The sequence below is a fragment of the uncultured Cocleimonas sp. genome (assembly GCF_947495625.1).
Taxonomy (GTDB): domain Bacteria; phylum Pseudomonadota; class Gammaproteobacteria; order Thiotrichales; family Thiotrichaceae; genus Cocleimonas.
Map to the genome: position 1 here is coordinate 75775 of NZ_CANLZW010000012.1, position 17847 is coordinate 93621.

At 38.5% G+C, this 17847-nt stretch carries 15 protein-coding genes; 6 read left to right on the plus strand and 9 right to left on the minus strand.

Features of this window, described 5'->3' with window-relative positions:
• The first annotated feature begins 264 nt into the window (after window positions 1-264).
• On the plus strand, window positions 265-972 hold the full coding sequence (locus tag Q1A31_RS08650) for an ABC transporter permease (RefSeq protein ID WP_299875255.1): 708 nt from the start codon (window positions 265-267) through the stop codon (window positions 970-972).
• 51 nt (window positions 973-1023) lie between these two features.
• Here Q1A31_RS08650 and Q1A31_RS08655 read toward each other — a convergent pair whose 3' ends face one another.
• Together Q1A31_RS08655 and Q1A31_RS08660 are read right to left on the minus strand one after the other, a co-directional pair.
• Entirely contained in the window at window positions 1024-2442 is a 1419-nt protein-coding gene (locus tag Q1A31_RS08655; protein WP_299875258.1) for an oligosaccharide flippase family protein, read from the minus strand.
• A 6-nt stretch (window positions 2443-2448) separates the two neighbouring features.
• Window positions 2449-3654: an O-antigen ligase gene (locus tag Q1A31_RS08660; protein ID WP_299875260.1), complete on the minus strand. Its 1206-nt coding sequence runs from the start codon at window positions 3652-3654 to the stop codon at window positions 2449-2451.
• Between the two features lie 318 nt (window positions 3655-3972).
• Here Q1A31_RS08660 and Q1A31_RS08665 point away from each other — a divergent pair, with 318 nt between their 5' ends.
• The 3 genes from Q1A31_RS08665 to recQ all read left to right on the plus strand — a co-directional run bounded on the left by Q1A31_RS08665 (window position 3973) and on the right by recQ (window position 9803).
• Entirely contained in the window at window positions 3973-5700 is a 1728-nt protein-coding gene (locus tag Q1A31_RS08665; RefSeq protein WP_299875263.1) for a sulfatase-like hydrolase/transferase, read from the plus strand.
• A gap of 121 nt (window positions 5701-5821) precedes the next feature.
• Window positions 5822-7525, plus strand: coding sequence for a sulfatase-like hydrolase/transferase (locus tag Q1A31_RS08670; RefSeq protein WP_299875266.1), 1704 nt, complete (start codon window positions 5822-5824; stop codon window positions 7523-7525).
• A gap of 148 nt (window positions 7526-7673) precedes the next feature.
• Window positions 7674-9803, plus strand: coding sequence for a DNA helicase RecQ (recQ, locus tag Q1A31_RS08675; RefSeq protein WP_299875268.1), 2130 nt, complete (start codon window positions 7674-7676; stop codon window positions 9801-9803).
• A gap of 31 nt (window positions 9804-9834) precedes the next feature.
• On the opposite strand, the gene Q1A31_RS08680 is transcribed toward recQ, so the two are convergent.
• The 4 genes from Q1A31_RS08680 to ubiE all read right to left on the minus strand — a co-directional run bounded on the left by Q1A31_RS08680 (window position 9835) and on the right by ubiE (window position 13890).
• Complete coding sequence (locus Q1A31_RS08680) at window positions 9835-10530, minus strand: Crp/Fnr family transcriptional regulator (protein WP_299875271.1); 696 nt, start codon at window positions 10528-10530, stop codon at window positions 9835-9837.
• A 228-nt stretch (window positions 10531-10758) separates the two neighbouring features.
• Entirely contained in the window at window positions 10759-12414 is a 1656-nt protein-coding gene (gene ubiB / locus Q1A31_RS08685; RefSeq protein WP_299875273.1) for a ubiquinone biosynthesis regulatory protein kinase UbiB, read from the minus strand.
• An 8-nt stretch (window positions 12415-12422) separates the two neighbouring features.
• Complete coding sequence (locus Q1A31_RS08690) at window positions 12423-13079, minus strand: SCP2 domain-containing protein (RefSeq protein WP_299875276.1); 657 nt, start codon at window positions 13077-13079, stop codon at window positions 12423-12425.
• A 52-nt stretch (window positions 13080-13131) separates the two neighbouring features.
• Entirely contained in the window at window positions 13132-13890 is a 759-nt protein-coding gene (ubiE, locus tag Q1A31_RS08695) for a bifunctional demethylmenaquinone methyltransferase/2-methoxy-6-polyprenyl-1,4-benzoquinol methylase UbiE (RefSeq protein ID WP_299875279.1), read from the minus strand.
• Between the two features lie 292 nt (window positions 13891-14182).
• Here ubiE and Q1A31_RS08700 point away from each other — a divergent pair, with 292 nt between their 5' ends.
• The gene (locus tag Q1A31_RS08700) at window positions 14183-14830 is read left to right on the plus strand and encodes a hypothetical protein (protein WP_299875282.1); all 648 of its coding nucleotides are present in this window, start codon (window positions 14183-14185) and stop codon (window positions 14828-14830) included.
• On the opposite strand, the gene Q1A31_RS08705 is transcribed toward Q1A31_RS08700, so the two are convergent.
• Window positions 14827-15204, minus strand: coding sequence for an NGG1p interacting factor NIF3 (locus Q1A31_RS08705; protein ID WP_299875285.1), 378 nt, complete (start codon window positions 15202-15204; stop codon window positions 14827-14829). The two genes, Q1A31_RS08700 and Q1A31_RS08705, sit on opposite strands and share 4 nt — an antisense overlap.
• Before the next feature lie 117 nt (window positions 15205-15321).
• Here Q1A31_RS08705 and lipA point away from each other — a divergent pair, with 117 nt between their 5' ends.
• Complete coding sequence (gene lipA, locus Q1A31_RS08710) at window positions 15322-16269, plus strand: lipoyl synthase (RefSeq protein ID WP_299875287.1); 948 nt, start codon at window positions 15322-15324, stop codon at window positions 16267-16269.
• Window positions 16270-16371: 102 nt separating this feature from the next.
• On the opposite strand, the gene yjgA is transcribed toward lipA, so the two are convergent.
• A complete protein-coding gene (gene yjgA / locus Q1A31_RS08715; RefSeq protein WP_299875290.1) occupies window positions 16372-16905 on the minus strand; it encodes a ribosome biogenesis factor YjgA in 534 nt (177 codons plus the stop codon).
• Entirely contained in the window at window positions 16898-17827 is a 930-nt protein-coding gene (murI, locus tag Q1A31_RS08720; protein ID WP_299875293.1) for a glutamate racemase, read from the minus strand. The genes yjgA and murI overlap by 8 nt, the downstream gene beginning before the upstream one ends.
• Window positions 17828-17847 lie beyond the last annotated feature (20 nt).

Here is a 17847-nt window from a genome sequence, read left to right on the forward strand (position 1 = left end):
TAAAAAATAATAGGATCTAATGATAGCTATTAAATGGCTATCTTAAGACAGGTTAATATTGCAAAGGGTTATATGAAATTATACTTAAAGATGAGGAGTAGGGTAAAAATAGTGACAAAGAGTAGTTTATCGTATGTCGATATATACTAATTGTAAAATAGAGCGTATGTATGGATTAGATACGTTATTTAATAACCTTGTAAGAAAAATTAACACACCCCCCTACTTATAGGCCATTTTTTATAATTTTAGGTACGATCATAGATGACAATATCTACTATTCCTGTTTCTTCATTGTTGCTGGTATTAATACCTTTAGTTGTCGTTTTAATCATTCAATTTTCATGGTCTTTAAATTATAAAGAAGGTATCTACGCGGCATTAAGAATGCTTGGTCAATTAATTATCGTTGGCTATCTCTTGGGTTATATTTTTAATGCAGACAGTTACTGGATCATTCTATTAATTTTGTTGGGTATGATAATGCTTTCCGGCTGGATTGCATTAAGGACGGTTAAAGAGCAACGCATACAACAATACGGTTATGTCTTGATCGCTTTATTGACTGGCGGTGCTACTACCTTGGCGTTAGTCACTCAAGTGGTCTTAGAGTTTACGCCTTGGTATAAACCGCAATATATGATTCCTTTAGGCGGTATGATTTTCTCTAATTGTATCAATAGTATAAGTTTGGCTGCTGATCGTTATTCTGAAGAGAAAAATCGTGGTACAAGCAACATTGAATCAAGAAATAAAGCCTATGCAAATGCCATGATTCCAGCGACTAATTCTTTATTTGCTGTAGGGATTGTGTCTTTGCCAGGTATGATGACGGGACAGATTTTATCGGGAGTCGATCCATTGATCGCTGTACGTTATCAGATAATGGTGATGGCAATGATTTATGGTTCAGAAGGAATCTCTAGCGCGGTTTATCTGTGGCTATTGAGCCGCTCAAGAAAGTTAAGTTAAACAGCTTGGTTATTACTAATCACTTTTACAAGCTATTTAATGAGTCAATCTTTAGCTCGTCAATCTATCCTTAATCATTGATCTGATATCAAGGATATTAAACAACAGCATCATCATAAAATAGCTGATAGCTCCAATGGATAATTGAATTAATAACCATACCCAGCCATTTTTATCTTTTAACCAATACAGGCATAAACACATTACTAATGTTGCTATAACGATTTTAAACGTTTCGATAGCAGGGAAGGGTAGTGAGAAGTACTTACGACCAAAATAAGCGCTGAGGATACTGCCAACAGCAAATGATGAAATGGTGGCAATTGCTGCCCCATGAATACCCATAATTGGTATGAGCCAATAGTTTAAGCCAATATTGATAATGGCGATAGCGACAGCAATCTTCACGCTTGCTATGGTTTTATGCCCAAGCTGAAAAGCTAAATCAAAGTAGAAAACCTGCAAGCCCAGAAGAAAAATTGCCGTGGTAATCCAGGGCAAAAGGAAGATAACAGACGCTTGATAATCGGCATCTATCAATAAATGTACAAGATTAGGTCCAACAAGGTTAAGCCCAATGACCGCGGGAATGGAAACGCCTAATAACAAGATCACATAATGTCTAAAATAATCCGTTGCCGCTTTAACGCCTTCGTTATCCAATAGTTTGATAATGACAGGATAAGCGGCGATATTAATCGCAGACATAATCATCAAAATGGAGTTACCGGATAAGTCATATCCGACTGCGTAGAGCCCAGCCTGATCTTTACCTTGAATACCAGCCAACATAAAACGATCAGTTACTTTGGTGATTTCTTCAACTAAAGCAGCTGCCGCTAAAGGTATGCCGTATGTTAATAAGCGTTTTAACAACGCTTTGTTAAAATCCGCTTTTTTATATGGCAGCCACAATCTTTTAAAAACAAATAATGCTGGGATGGATGTGCCCAGCGCTATACCAAAAATGACTCCCGTAGCACCATAGCCCATGTACGAAAATAATCCGCCCAAAGTTAGCGAACAAATGGAATAGACGATGGTTAAAAAAGCATAACTAGCGGGTTCTATTTTAGCGCTGAACAAGTTTTGTGTGATGGTAAACAGAGCAAGTGCTATCAATAATGAAAACGACGCTATCACCCAAAGAGATTCAGTTTTCCCCCAGAAAAATGCAACAGCAACTAAAGCGAAAACTAAGACGAAAGATGATATTCGCAATAAACTCGTAGACAGCGTATTGATGAATTGTGATTCACTGTATTCCTGATTAGACCAATAGCGCAAAGTCCCTGAGCTAAGCCAGTTAAATACAACGTTATGGATGAAAACTGTGCCAGTAAATATCAACGTATAAACCCCGTATTCACTCGGTGTCAGCAAATGGGTATATAAACTTAAAGCAGCAAATGCCATTAAGCCCGGGATTAATTTTGCGAGTATATAAATACCGCTATGACGAAATAACATCTATTGTTAGGCTCGCTTACTTTCTAAATGAGCATGTATTGCAAGCATGGTAAGAGCAAACCATGTTTCTTTGTGAAAATGTGTGTGCTGTGTTATTTGACTCACCAGTATTATCATTAGCAAGGAAATGAGAAAAGCCTTTTCGGGTAGAGGTGTGTGCAAGGAATAGTAAATAATACTGAATATCATCATCAAATAAATACTTAAGCCGATGATCCCGTTTTCTGTAAGGATATGAATATAGGTATTATGTGCACTATCGTATTCTACATGTTTAGTACTTAGAACATAACCCAGACTTCCGATACCATTTCCAACCAAAGGAGCTTGTTTCCACTGTTCAATCGAAGCTGCCCAAATAACAGTTCGGTTGTTTAAAGTTCCGCTAGATATTGATTCTCCAGAGGAAAGGATTCGATCGATTGACATCTTAGGGGTAAAAGTAAGAACAGCTATAATTGATATTGCAAATAAAACTACAAATGTACTCTTGATCCTGAAAGAAGAATTTCGATAAGTAAAAAGCCAATATGCAATACCAATGATTGCAACAATAGAAGCTGTTCGAGTACCAGTAAGAAATACTGCGAACATAATTGTTGGTATGGCTAAAATATTGATTATTTTAAATATTTTGCTTTTAAATTGTGTTGCCAGGTAAGCTGCCATAGGCAGGGCCAACGTAAGCATTATGGATTGACCATCAATATCTAAAGTAGGTATTGCATAGCGCTGATAATATATTGACTGTATTCCATTTAAATAATTGTAAATAATAATTCCAGAGCCAACAAGGTTGCCTAAGACATAGCTTTGATACATCTGTAACATTTTGAATTTAGTATCAAGAATCAGAGTTATCAGATAGGCGATTATCAATAGCTGTGTAGTGGTAGTTAATAATTTTTTACCCCAAACTAAATCAGGCGACCACATTAGACTCAACATTAGCCATGCACCAAACAGTGCAACGAAAAGATGGAATATATTAAGTTTAGAGCGAGTACCGTGGGTGATTAGTGCTAACCCAGTAAAGCCAATCGCAACGAAACCAAAAATACGGGTTAATCCATCCCATACAGCATTGCCCCATGGAATTGAAAAAATAAAAAACATGGCAAGGAATAGAGCAGCATTGTTTATTATGCTTCTTCGGATTTCTGTTTGTCCTATAGATTCATTTGAAAATTGAACATGCTCAAAATTTTTCATTATTTTAATTTCTGATTATTTAACAATGAGTTTAGTTCCAATATCAACAAGGTGTAAATACAAAACTGATAAGAAGAGCGTGTTTTCTGAGAAAAGGTGAAACGATTAATTATCTCCATTAATCGAGAATATAAGTGCGACTATTCCTATTTGGTTGTGATACAAAATTACTCAGGCATAATTGATAGATCAGTAGCAATTAATTCTCATATTAAATTTGAATTTTTTATATATTGTTAAATATAAGATGAAGTAAAAACTAAATAAAGATGAGATAAGCTCATCGTAAAATAAAATAATTTTTATAGAAAATACTTAATGATTAATAAAATATCAAATAATAAAAACAGATGGGCAAAACAACTCAATATTAGCGTTTACATATTGTTAATACTCGCAGGTCTTTCTTTCCTTCAATCTATTAATTCTCCTTTCGATTTTATTAATGAAGCAAAATATTTATCTCAGCCCTATGATTTAAAGGGCTTTATGAAAAGTGGAATTTATATTGGTGTTTATATTGCATCTTTAATAGCAGTTGCATTGGCAATTTTTACAAGAAATAAAACGGTATTTATTTTTCTAATTTCATTGATATCGGTGGCATACGCTATCGATTTGTTTATTCAATTTGTTGGAAGTAATGAGAAAGGCTTATCAATCGCTACTTTTTCTCTAGGGATGACTGAGAAGACTAGGGCTAATGATATGTTGTTATTTAAACAACAGCTCATAGAAGCTGCCGCGGTGATTGCCGGATTTGTATTTTTTGCGATTCTTTCACGTAATGTTTTCTTTAAAAAGTTTCGGGTTAATACCTTTCTCAGTTTGGGTATTTTTATCTTTATGTCCGCAATTACTTTGTTTGTCGTGTTGAAAATTTTTTCTGTGGTTGCTCAGGCTTTTCCTGCACCAATTAAGGCGATGGCAATTGCATCTGAATACTATTTAGAAAATAAAGCTGAAGAGCCAAGGGTATTATCTGATGCAGTAATCCCTACACAGAACCCTGAGTATAAAACTATTGTCTGGATCATTGATGAATCAATTGGGGGGCAATATTTATCAGTCAATGGGTATGAGAAAGACACAACCCCCTATTTAAAAGAACTTGAGAAGAGCGCAAATAATAATTTTCAAAATTATGGCATCGTGCCTTCTATCGCAAATTGTTCAGCATCAACTAATTTGATGTTACGAATTGGCTTGAATAGTCATCAAGCAGGGGATTTTAAAGAGAATCTGAAAACACTTCCTACTATTTTTCAATATGCTAAACGTGCGGGCTACAAAACTCATTTAATTGATGCTCAAGTCGCACCTGGGCAGTTACAAAATCATCTATCGGTATATGATAAATCTGATATTGATAACTTTGTAACCTTCAGCCGTAAGCATATTCCTAACACTCGTGATCAAAAGGTTTTGGAAAGCCTTACAGGAATTTTAGATAATAAAGATAACACCGCTGCTAAACTTAATTTCATAGTGGTTGTTAAACTCGGAGCACATTGGCCTTATCCCCTGAGTTATCCGATAGATCAGGAGTTTTTTAAACCTGCAACTCGTGAAAGTTATACCGCCATGATTGGTGTAAATAAGGAGCTGATTCTGAATGCTTACTACAATAGTATTCGTTTTTCAGTAGACAAATTCCTCAAGGAACTCACTGAAAATAGAAATCTGGATGACAAAGTCATTATCTACACCGCTGATCACGGGCAAACATTGTTCTACAACGATGATCCATTAACACATTGTCATTCAGGCAGGAAAATACCTATTGATGAATTTAAAGTGCCGTTGATGGTTTTTGCTAATGGTGCACGTGAAAGTTTTAAAAAACCGATTGAAAAAATAAGTGCGCAAGAACAAATGTTCCCAACTACATTAAGGTTGATGGGATTTCCGGAAAATATCTATAACCCATATGGGCCGACTTTAGGTACAGGGGTTAACGCTGATTCAATCCAATCATTTATTATGCTTTCCGGTAAAAAAATTAACATAAAAACAGGCGGAAAGTGGGGGGGTGTCACTGAGTAATAGGTAATATAAATTATGCTTGGATCGCTATGCTTTGCGTAGTAATGCATATTTTACGGTTACATATATTTGTTAGTGACTAGTTTGAATTAATGAAAATTTTAAAAGTGAAAATAAAAAAATGATCTTAAAAATATTATTATTATTGGTGTTTATATTTTTAACTAATCAAGGTTTTAAATTTAGGCTAGATTACTTAATAGAAACCAATAATGTTACTACTATAATTGTGTTCTCTATTTTATGGGTGTTTTCCATATTTGTTTTATTGCTTGTTACCTTTCAACAAAATTTACTAATAAGGATATTTTGGGCACTAATAATTGCCGCCACAACTGCGGTTTCTTATGGTTTTTATGCAGCTGGAGGTTCGGAACTTGAGGTTTTAGATGTATTGGAACTGTGGCAAGCAAGACATGAGACCGGTAGAGCGTTTGAGCATTTTCAGCACGCGGTGATAAAAGCAGCAATAGTCGCTTTTTTCGGTTTCGTCATCATTGCTTATCCTCCACCAAAAATAGAAGGGAAATTAAAAAAACTTCTTACAGTATTCGCCTGGCTGCCCATCATTCCAGTAATGATGTTCGTTACCTTAATATTTATAAAGTCAGATAAAGCAGTTGCAGGATTACCCCAGCAATTATCACCCATTTCTATAGCAACAGCAGTCGGTTACAAATTATCAGTACAAGAGATTCCAGATAGAAAAACGGTTGATGAAAAACCAAAATATGCTGCAAAAGTTAAGCATCTTGTGTATCTGGTTGACGAGAGTATTAACCCTGATTACATCTACACCAGTCCGGGTAAGTTGTTACAAAGCTTTACCCAGAATCAGGATAAGATCGCTAATTTCGGAACTGCAGTTTCCGGTAGTAATTGTTCTGCGAGATCCAATGCAATTCTACGTTTAGGGGCAACACGAGATAACTTGATCGAATCTGTTCGAACCAGTCCCACGATTTGGCAGTATGCGAAAAAAGCAGGATTCAGGACGGTATATATAGATTCTCAGGCTTCTGAAAAAACTGTGACAAAGCCTAACGATTTTCAAAATTATATGACTTCTGAAGAAGCTAAGTTAATTGATAAATTCTATAAAGTTAAAAATATTGAAGGGCCAGACTTAGATTATCGCTTGCTTGAAATTATGGAAGAAGAACTTAAAAGTGATAAGCCCACCTTCATCTATGCGAATAAAAACGGTGCACATTTTCCGTACGATGATAACTACCCGGATTCAGCTGCAATTTATCAGCCAGTACCTTCAGGTGAAGAATCAAGAGGGCTTGATGGTTTACTAGATCTGTATGAAAGTGGCTCTATGGAGCCGGTTATAAATACTTATAAAAACTCAATTTACTGGACCGTAGATAAATTTTTCGAAAAGTTATTCAAGGAAGTAGATTTAAGCGATACAGCCATTATCTATACCTCGGATCATGGGCAATACTTTGAGCCATCAAGTACCACACATTGTACATCTGGTGAAGACGCTCCAGCTACCGAAGGTCTGGTGCCTTTGATGGTTATTACAGATAAAAAACCATTACTGCTTAAATTTGAAGAATCTGCAGTCACTAACTATAACGTTACAGACCAGTTTTCACTATTTCCTACTGTTCTCGACTTATTGGGCTATTCAGAAGATGTTCAAAATCAATACGGGCCTGATTTGTTAGATCCGCCTACGGGTAAAGTTTCGGCATTCAATACTGGAGATATTCTAGGTATCATTTCAAAAGATACTATTTGGCGAGAAGTGAGCAAAGAAGAGCGAATCAAGCTGGTACCAAATGCGCCGATTAAGCCTCTAGCAAATTAAGTAATTTTAAGCAGAGCTAATAAAAAGTGCCAGATGATCTAAAGCAGTTCAAATAACTGAGTTTAATGTTTATAAAAACGAAACGAAAAACTCACTAAAAGTAGGGGGGTGTGTTTTAATAACACTCAAATACTAAGCTTCTTTGATAATGACAAATACTCTAGAAAACGCCCAATCTATCCTTCAAAAAACCTTTGGTTACAGTGAGTTTCGGCACAATCAACAGCAAATTGTTCAGCAGCTAATTGATGGTGGTGATGCCTTTGTATTGATGCCAACAGGTGGCGGTAAGTCCTTATGTTATCAAATTCCTTCTTTGACACGCGAAGGTGTTGGTATCATCGTTTCACCATTGATTGCATTAATGCAGGATCAGGTCGATACCCTAAACCAGTTAGGTATTCGAGCCGCTTATTTGAATTCTACCTTGAGCGCAGAAGAAGCCCGAGATGTTCAACAGGCTTTGTTTAATGGCGAGTTAGATATGCTCTACGTTGCTCCTGAACGCTTACTGGGAGAACACACCTTGCAGATGCTAGAGCGATGCAAGATTTCTTTATTTGCGATAGACGAGGCGCACTGTGTATCGCAATGGGGTCATGATTTCAGACCCGAATATCAGCGTCTTTCGGTTTTACCTCAACGCTTTCCTAATGTGCCGCGAATTGCATTAACCGCTACTGCTGACAAACGTACCCGCCATGAAATCATTCAACAGCTCAATCTAGGTGATGCAGGCGTCTACACCAACAGCTTTGATCGACCGAATATTAATTACACAATTTCAGAAGCTCAAAACGGACGAGATAAATTATGGAAGTTTATCAAGGAAAATCATCCAAACGACGCAGGTATTGTGTATTGTTTGTCGCGTAAAAAAGTAGAATCTACCGCTGAATGGCTAACTAAACAAGGTGTTACTGCTTTGCCTTATCATGCTGGTTTAGGTGCAAATATCCGTGCCCATAATCAGCAACGATTCTTGCGTGAAGAAGGCATCATTATCGTTGCGACGATTGCCTTTGGAATGGGAATTGATAAACCTAATGTGCGATTTGTCGCCCACCTAAGTTTGCCCAAAAACATTGAAGCATATTATCAGGAAACCGGTCGTGCGGGACGTGATGGTGATCCTGCCAATGCCTGGATGAGTTACGGTTTGCAAGATGTGATTACCTTGCGTCAAATGATGCAAGACAGCGTTGGTAATGAAGATTATAAGCGAATAACCCAGCAAAAGCTCGATTCCATGCTGGGCCTTTGCGAGTTAGCAAGTTGTCGTCGGCAAACCATTCTTGGATACTTCGATGAAGAATTACCTGAACCTTGCGGTAATTGTGATAACTGTTTAAATCCACCTGAAACTTGGGATGCCACTGAAGATGCACAGAAAGCATTATCGACCGTTTACCGAACCGGACAACGTTTTGGTGTTTCCTATGTGACTGATATTCTGTTGGGTAAAACTGACGATCGTATTGCGCAAAATCAACACGATAAAGTTACCACCTGGGGCATTGGCGCGCACCTGAAGCAAATAGAATGGCGCAGCTTATATCGCCAATTAATTGCTCAAGGTTACTTGACGATCAATATGGAAAAATTTGGCGCGCTTGAACTAACGGAAGCGGCTCGTCCATTACTTCGTGGGGAGATAGCGTTATTCGCTCGTAAGGTTAAGAAAGCAGAGAAAGTCACCACCAAGAAAGGCAAAGCAAAAGCCGACTTACGCAGTATGGACGAGCCTTTATTCGAAGCAATGCGTGTACTTCGAACCTCACTGGCAGACGAACAGGGTGTGCCACCTTATGTGATTTTCAGTGATGCCAGTCTTATTGAGATGGCTCGTCAACGACCACAAGATGCCAATGCTTTTAAGTTTATTAGTGGTGTGGGTGAAATGAAATTAGAACGGTATGGCCAGCAGTTTATGCAGGTGATCAAAGATAATCCCTTGCCTAAAATGTTCAGAAATAATTTTTCAGATACTATCAATGAAACGCTCACACTGCATAACGATGGTTTGAGTGTTCAAGAAATATCTGAAAAACGTGATTTGAGTTCATCCACTATTTATTCGCATTTAGCGGATGTTATCGAAGCGGGAATGCTCAAGTCCTGGGATGTTCTGGAAATTGATGATGAAGATATTGCGACCATCGAACGAACCGCGGAGTTTTTAAATACCAAGGCAGAGGGCGCTTTAAAGCCCTTGTTTGAAGAGCTTGATGGCGAATGGAACTACGGTGTACTGCGTTGTGTTGTTAGCGGTATTTAATTTTAACTTAAATACAGACGCTTAATCTTTATTACCATTGCGATGGTAATCGTTTCAGAATGCTCACCTGCTTTCTTTCTACAGAAATATAGCCGCCTTCTTTAAGGTCTTTAAATATCCTGCTGATCATTTCTCGAGATGAGCCTATCATTTCAGCAAAGTCCTGATGCGTCAGTTTTTGTGTAATGAGAACGCCATCTGCATTTTCTTCAGCCTGCTTGTACAAGGTTTCAATCAATCGTCCATAGATATCTCTGGAAGTGAGTGAGCAAATGGTTTGATCCATTGTTCTGATGCGACTTGTTAGTGATTTAAACAAGGGCCAACAAGCTGTTGGATGGGTATCTATAAAGTCTTTAAACTTGACGTGGTCTAAATTGAGAACAGTTGAATCTTCAAGTGTATAAACGGTTGCAGAACGTGGAGCGTCATCAAGTAGGCTTAATTCACCGAAGAAATCACCATTGTTCAAGAAGGTAAATATAGTCTGATTGCCTTCTTCATCGGTCGCAAATACTTTTAATCGACCATAAACAATGACAAATAAACTACGGCTCAAGTCTCCTTGGTTAATGACGATAGTATTCTTTTTATACTTAATTTCTTTCATTATGCCAGCAAGCTCAGTGAGCTCTGACATATCCATTCCTTTGAAAAACTCTATATTTTCTAACTGCTTGGCGCGATTAGTTAATAATAGGTTAGTATCATTTAAGTTACTACTCATTGATTCCCTTGTATCACTTGTGCGTTTGTTTAATATATTTAGTTTTATTTATTCCAGCTATATATCTATGACCTAGCTAGATTATCCTAACTTACATTAACTATAGTGAAATTTTATTAATTATTCTTTAAATTGTGACCTTTTTAACAAAATATCATTAAATATCAAGATATAGTTAAGTGTTTGATTAATAAAACTAACTAAAAACCACCTAAAAGTAGGAGGGTGTCATTTTCTTATTATTCCTATTATAAGAAGCGTGATACCAATCAATCCAAGTCCCCAGGTGATTGGTGAAGCATTTGAGGAAACCAGCAGTAATGGTGAGCTTGACAGTACTGCACTCACTACTAATACACCGCCACTAATTGTTAGCGTAGTTCTTTGATTGGCTTTTTTGATTTCTTCACGAAGCGCTTGCAATTGGACTGATTCGGTTTCTGTGTTGCTATTTTTATCGTGAATCTGACGAATGACTTCATTAATCATCACCGGCATATGCGGTAATTGCTCAATGAATTTGGGTAAATTATCCTTAGCCCCATTGAATAATGATCGAATCCCGGATTGTTCATCCATCCAGCGCTGTATAAAAGGTTTAGCCGTTACCCATAAATCAAGATCGGGATATAACTCACGTCCCATGCCTTCAATATTTAATAATGTTTTTTGAAGTAAAACCAATTGTGGTTGTACTTCCATATTAAAACGTCGCGCAGTCTGGAACAGTCTCAGCAATAGTTTGCCGTATGAAATATCCTTGATAGGCAATTGGAAAATCGGCTCACAGACGGTGCGAATAGCTGCTTCAAATTCACTGGCTTTCGTATGAGATGGTACCCAGCCAGATTCAATATGGACTTCTGCTACACGTTTATAATCGCGGTTAAAAAAGGCGTGTAAGTTTTCTGCCAGATAACGTTGATCCTGTGCTTCCAAAGATCCCATAATGCCAAAGTCTACGCCGATAAAGGTAGGATCTTTAGGATTGCTGATATCGATGAAGATATTTCCAGGATGCATATCTGCATGGAAAAAATTATGCGTTAACGCTTGGGTAAAGAAGATATCAACAGCCCGTTCGCCGAGTACCTTCATGTCGACACCATTGGCGTGTAGTTGCTTGATATCTCCGGCAGGAACACCATAGATGCGCTCCATAACCATTACATTTTCAGTACAGTAATCCCAATACACATCAGGTACATAAAGATCTTTGGTGCCAGAATGATTACGTCTTAACTGACTGGCATTAGCGGCTTCACGACCTAAATCTAGCTCGTCAAAGATTACCTTTTCATAGTCCTGTACCACTTCCACAGTTCGTAAACGTTTGCCGACGGCACTGAATCGATTCACCATTTTTGCGATAAACAACATCAGGTCTATATCGTGACGAATGGTTTTTTCTATACCGGGTCGAACGACTTTGACAATCGCTTCCTTACCATCTTTTAATGTAGCAGTATGAACCTGTGCAATGGATGCTGAAGCGAGTGGTGTTTCATCGAATGCTTCAAACAGTTCGTTTACCGGTTTGCCTAAAGACTTTTCAATAATTTCACGGGCTAATTTGCCTGAAAAAGGTGGAACATTATCTTGAAGCTTAGCAAGCTCATCGGCCAAATCATCCGGCAACATATCGCGCCTAGTTGAGAGTACCTGTCCAAATTTGACGAATACGGGTCCAAGATCTTCTAACGCTTTTCTGATGCGTTCTCCGCGAGGAGCACGCTCTTCTTTTTTCCAGTTCCATGGAGAAATGTGATAAATAAAACGTAAAGGACGGAAGGCAGGAATCGCGTAGATTAACTCATCGAGATTGTGACGAATCAGGACACGATTAATGATAAATAGCCGATAGAGCTGAGAGAAAAGATTCATTTTTATTGTTATGCTTCTTTAGAGTTGGTTTTATTGGTTTTATTTAAATCAGATATCAGGTTTGAAATTCTCGCATCAAGTCTATCAACGCCCATTCTCAAATCATCCACCTGATCCATATAGTATTTAACCTCTGCATCAGCGGGTGATAGTTTAGCTTCTTCATTAATATATTCTGCGGTATTCATTTTCATTGCTTCGTTGGTTTCATTCAACCAGCGACTTGCTCCTCGGATAAACTGGCCTGCTTGATGGGCAACAATATCTCCGACTAGTCTGGATAAGTGTTCTTCCCAATCAATGTCAATCTCTCTGAGAACAGCGCTAAATTTTTCAGCAATGCGCATATCTCCATCTATCTCAACATCGGACTTGAGTAATGTTTCTCCAGAGTTCTCGGCAGTACTCAAACGAATCAATGCCATAGGTGAACCGTGAATCGTGGCATCGACCATTCCGCCTTCTTTTTCTTCGGGGTAATTCCCAAGAACGCTAATGCCAGAAACAGCAGGAAGGAAGTATAGATTCAGCTCGAGCCCCGTTATGTGAAAACGAATGATTTTTCCTTCTAAGGGCTTCAGTTTCTCCAAAGACTCGCCATCAAGTTTCATCCAGGTATTTATGGCTGTCTCGATGGCTGATAGAAAGGGTATGGGAAGTTTCATTGAGCGTATTCTTCAATAAGAAATAATGGTATTAGCGATGACTACAGATAACTTAAAATTTATAACCTGTATGTAACGCAACAACTCCGCCTGTCATATTGTGATATGAGGTACGTTCAAAGCCTGCTTCGTCCATCATGCCTTTTAAAGTTTCCTGATCGGGATGCATACGGATGGATTCTGCAAGGTAGCGATAACTGTCTTCATCATTCGCTACGACTTTACCAATGAGTGGTAATAATTTAAAAGAGTACTGATCGTAAATAGTACTCAGACCAGGCACGACAGGTTTTGAAAACTCGAGAATCATTAACTTTCCACCCGGTTTCAATACACGATACATAGATTTTAATGCTGCATCTTTATCCGTCACATTTCGTAAGCCAAAGGCGATGGTGATCAGGTCGTATTTATTGTCTGCAAATGGTAAACATTCAGCATTGGCCTGTACGTATTCGATATTGCCTGCAATGCCCATATTGGTTAATCGCTGACGGCCATTTTCAAGCATTGAACCGTTAATGTCCGAGAGTGTAACTAAGCCATTAGGGCCTACTATACGGGTGAATTTTGCCGTTAAGTCCCCAGTGCCTCCAGCAAGATCGAGTATGGTGTCACCTTTCTTTGCTCCGGAGTGTTCGATGGTATATCGCTTCCATAAACGATGTACACCAGCCGACATTAAATCATTCATTACGTCGTACTTATCTGCGACAGAGTGGAATACGTCAGCTACTTTGCTCGCTTTATCGGATACTGGTACTTGCTCATAGCCGAAGTGCGTAGTCTCTTGAACATCTTGTTTAGACATTATTTGATACCTGGTTTTTACGTAAAACGGTTCTTATTTCTTTCATTTATTAAAAGATATAGGGTGTTTAAATATTAATCAAAACAGTGTTTTAGTAAATAAGTTAATAAATTTGTGAGCTATGATATCAATAATATTACAGGCGTACCTTGATATTTTATTCTCAGAAGCGAGTTAATGAACTATTTAGTAGCAACTTCGCCACTAAATGTTATCAAGATTTAAAAACTTTCTAAAATGGATATTTTTGAAAGTTTAAAGCAAGTTACAAAATAGTATGGAGACTATCTCAATGAAAATTGTATCAATCAAACGATTGGTTTTATTACTAATCCTTAGTTTTGGAAGTGTTTTGACACTACCTGCGTATGCATGGCCAGATACTGACGAAATGAATATGTGCGGTGCCGCGGCTAAAAATGTACGTGCTTACGGTGGTCAATTTCGAGGTTGGGCAGCTCATGACAATTATATAGCGCAACGCGGAAAAGGGTATTACTACCGCACTAATTGTCCTGAGTCAAAAGCAACAAAGAACTACAAAGGCAAGAACTGGACGCCTGGTTCGAAGATGCGCGTTAAACCCAAAATGTATAAAAAGCGTATGCACAAAAAACATAGAATGCATAAGAAACACCACGCTCACAATCCTAATCACAAGAACCATGCAGATTGTATTCGCGTTGATGCTATGAATAATAGCGCTACTTTTATTAAAAAAGCGAATCGCGGGTTACAAGCAAATCGCTTACAAACAGTCGACGCTAACTTTTACCGTCAGGCTCAAGCTGTGTTGAATAAGACTAAAGTGAAGCGCGTGGCTAAAGTCCATAGAAAAGCGCATAACCCAAATCATAAAAATCATGCAGATTGCATTCGTGTTGATGGTATGAATGGATCAAATAGCAGTGCAGTAAGAGTTATTCGAAGAATCCGTTAAAACGTTTCTAGCTTAATTACTGAAAAAGCAGGCACCTCATAAGGGTGGCTGCTTTTTAATGTCTGAACTACTGATTTAAGGTATTCACGGGTACAAACCATTTCAACCTTAAATTCTTCTATTCTTTCAAGCGCATTAACCTCACCGATATGGGGTTTACTTCCACGCAGTGGTTTAAACTGACCTTGCCCTAACGTTTGCCATGCGCATTCCTGATAATTTCCAATATTTCCCCCACCAGCATCAAACATGGCTTGTTTGACAGTTTCGCAATTTTTAACTGGAACATAGAAGCTTATTTGAAATAAATCAGTTATTGATTGAGAAGGTCTATTAAGTCTTTCTTTATTGGAGTCTTGGTATTGTTTAGACATGGCGATATAATCCTCTATTACTTAATGGATAGCACAATTACGATTTGTAATTTGTGTAAGACTAAAATGAGCTTGTGGCTATAAGCAGCTAAAGGCTAAGAAGAGTTTAGGACGAATATGAGTGTGAAGAAAGCAGAACAGGGTGTGAAACTACGTGGTGCCGAAAAAGTAGCGCGAATCCCGATAAAAGTCATACCAAGTAAAGAAATCAAACGTAAACCTTCATGGATACGTGCCAAAGCACCTACAACGCCTGAAGTAAAACGCTTAAAAAAGATACTGCGTGAGCAGAAACTAAATACGGTTTGCGAAGAAGCAGCATGCCCTAATTTGGGTGAGTGCTTCACTAAAGGCACAGCAACTTTCATGATTATGGGTGATATCTGTACACGTCGTTGTCCGTTTTGTGATGTCGGTCATGGTCGTCCAGAACCTTTAAACGTTGATGAGCCAGCAAGTCTGGCTGAAACCATACAAGCGATGGCACTTCGTTATGTTGTTATAACCTCAGTAGATCGCGATGATTTGCGTGATGGCGGAGCACAACATTTTGTTGATTGCATAAATGCAGTTCGCGAAAGCAACCCAGACATTCAAATAGAAATCCTAACGCCTGATTTTAGAGGGCGCATGGATATTGCTCTAGAAATCATGACTAAATCTCCACCCGATGTATTCAACCATAATTTAGAAACTGTTCCTCGCCTGTATAAACAATCGCGCCCTGGTTCTGATTATCAATGGTCTCTGGATTTAATCAAAAAATTCAAAGTAATGCATCCTGGTATACCGACTAAATCAGGTCTGATGCTAGGGCTTGGTGAAGAAATTGATGAAGTCAAAGCCGTGATGCAGGATTTACGCGATCACAATTGCGACATGTTGACCCTTGGCCAATACCTGCAACCAAGTCTCGATCACTTGCCTGTAGAAAGATTCGTAACCCCAGATGAGTTTAAAGAGCTTGAAGTGGTAGGTTACGAGATGGGATTCTCGCATGTCGCAAGTGGTCCAATGGTGCGATCATCTTATTTTGCTGATGAGCAGGCAGCTGGTGTCATTTAGCTGCAAATAGAATGCAAAAAAGCCCTATAAGTAGGGGGTGTAGTTAAATGACACCCCCCTACTTATAGGGCTTTTTTTGTGCAAGAATGAAATTAAACAGAATTAATGGTTCTCTTGAAGTTCTTTCAAGTACTGGAACAATAAGCGTGACGACTTAGGCGGTTTATTCTGCTGAGCTTCTTTGCTGGCGTTTCTGACGAGTTGACGGATTTGTTGCCTATCCGCATCGATTTCAGTCACTAACTGTTCAATTAGATCATTATCACCATTAATCAATTGATCCCGCCAGCTTTCAAGCTGATGAAAGTCCTCAACTTCTTTTTGTTGCGGCAATGCTAATTGCTTTAGTTCTAGTTGAATAGTATCGACGTCTTCTTCGTGCATAATGCTGGAGATAAAACGAAAATGCCTTTGTAGGGCGGCTTTCTTCATTTTTTTACCAGAAACCACTGCATCGTACATGCGTTCTGACAGCGTTATCTCTTCCAGTTTGTTTTGTGCAAGATCCACAAGTTCGCGTCCAAGATCATGCAAGACCTTCATGTCGCGTTTTAGCTGGGTCTTATTCGGGCGAATTTTGTAAGGCTCGCCAGTATGCGGGTTTATATCTTCAAGTTGGTGTGAATTATCAGTCATGGTTGTATTCTAGCGCAGGAAGGGCTTTTATGGCTATGGGATTGATAGATTTCTGTGAACTGCGTTGCCATAAATACTTCATGCTTTTAAGGGTGATTGGGTTTGTACTGCTGTTATAAAAGCTGATTTTACCCAAATGGTTCTGTTTTTCGCCAAAAGGATCAGTCTTTCGATCTACGATTCTTTCCAGATTATACTGTTTCAAAACACGTTGTAATTGCAATGCCACCGGTTTACCTGTTTCTAGAATCATTATATTTCTATTATTGAGATTATTATTCTTGGTAATGTTGCTTTGTGGACTATGACTATCGTTAATAATGTCTCGGATGGCATCGATTAAGAAAGGGTAATGTGTACAGCCGAGAATTAAAGCATCAACACCCTCTGTAAGTAGGGGGGTGATGTAGTGTTTCAATAAAGTTTTTGTCTTATCGGACTCAAGTTCACATGCTTCTACTTGTTCTACCAAGCCTTGGCATGCTTGGGCTAGCACGCGTTTTCCCTCCGCATATTGTTCAGTTAAGCCTAACAGTCGTTCACTGTTTATTGTACGTTGAGTCGCTAGAACCCCGATAATACCATTTCTGCTTAGTTTGCTTGCAGGCTTGATAGCTGGTTCTAAACCAATCATAGGAACATCAAGTTTTTCTCTTAAAAGATCAATAGCTTCAGCCGTCGCAGTATTGCAGGCAACAACAATGGCTTTTACACCCTGATCTAAAAGGAATTCTGCAACTTCAAGAGAGCGATCTCGGACATATTCTGCACTGTTATCGCCATAAGGCGCGTGGGCGGAATCGCCAACATAGATTAGATTTTCATGGGGAAGAAGTTGGTGGATTTCCCGAAGTACGGAAAGTCCACCAAGTCCTGAATCAAAAACACCTATTGGGCAAGGATCACCCAAACTGAAAGACATTTTACTGATTATTAATCATT

What these genes read in the sequence shown, in the direction of transcription:
- Q1A31_RS08650 (WP_299875255.1), top strand. Translation starts at nt 265, where the DNA reads ATGACAATATCTACTATTCCTGTTTCTTCATTGTTGCTGGTATTAATA.
- Q1A31_RS08660 (WP_299875260.1), bottom strand. Translation starts at nt 3,654, where the DNA reads ATGAAAAATTTTGAGCATGTTCAATTTTCAAATGAATCTATAGGACAA.
- Q1A31_RS08670 (WP_299875266.1), top strand. Translation starts at nt 5,822, where the DNA reads ATGATCTTAAAAATATTATTATTATTGGTGTTTATATTTTTAACTAAT.
- yjgA (WP_299875290.1), bottom strand. Translation starts at nt 16,905, where the DNA reads ATGACTGATAATTCACACCAACTTGAAGATATAAACCCGCATACTGGC.
- Q1A31_RS08665 (WP_299875263.1), top strand. Translation starts at nt 3,973, where the DNA reads ATGATTAATAAAATATCAAATAATAAAAACAGATGGGCAAAACAACTC.
- recQ (WP_299875268.1), top strand. Translation starts at nt 7,674, where the DNA reads ATGACAAATACTCTAGAAAACGCCCAATCTATCCTTCAAAAAACCTTT.
- Q1A31_RS08655 (WP_299875258.1), bottom strand. Translation starts at nt 2,442, where the DNA reads ATGTTATTTCGTCATAGCGGTATTTATATACTCGCAAAATTAATCCCG.
- ubiE (WP_299875279.1), bottom strand. Translation starts at nt 13,890, where the DNA reads ATGTCTAAACAAGATGTTCAAGAGACTACGCACTTCGGCTATGAGCAA.
- Q1A31_RS08705 (WP_299875285.1), bottom strand. Translation starts at nt 15,204, where the DNA reads ATGTCTAAACAATACCAAGACTCCAATAAAGAAAGACTTAATAGACCT.
- ubiB (WP_299875273.1), bottom strand. Translation starts at nt 12,414, where the DNA reads ATGAATCTTTTCTCTCAGCTCTATCGGCTATTTATCATTAATCGTGTC.
- lipA (WP_299875287.1), top strand. Translation starts at nt 15,322, where the DNA reads ATGAGTGTGAAGAAAGCAGAACAGGGTGTGAAACTACGTGGTGCCGAA.
- murI (WP_299875293.1), bottom strand. Translation starts at nt 17,827, where the DNA reads ATGTCTTTCAGTTTGGGTGATCCTTGCCCAATAGGTGTTTTTGATTCA.
- Q1A31_RS08680 (WP_299875271.1), bottom strand. Translation starts at nt 10,530, where the DNA reads ATGAGTAGTAACTTAAATGATACTAACCTATTATTAACTAATCGCGCC.
- Q1A31_RS08700 (WP_299875282.1), top strand. Translation starts at nt 14,183, where the DNA reads ATGAAAATTGTATCAATCAAACGATTGGTTTTATTACTAATCCTTAGT.
- Q1A31_RS08690 (WP_299875276.1), bottom strand. Translation starts at nt 13,079, where the DNA reads ATGAAACTTCCCATACCCTTTCTATCAGCCATCGAGACAGCCATAAAT.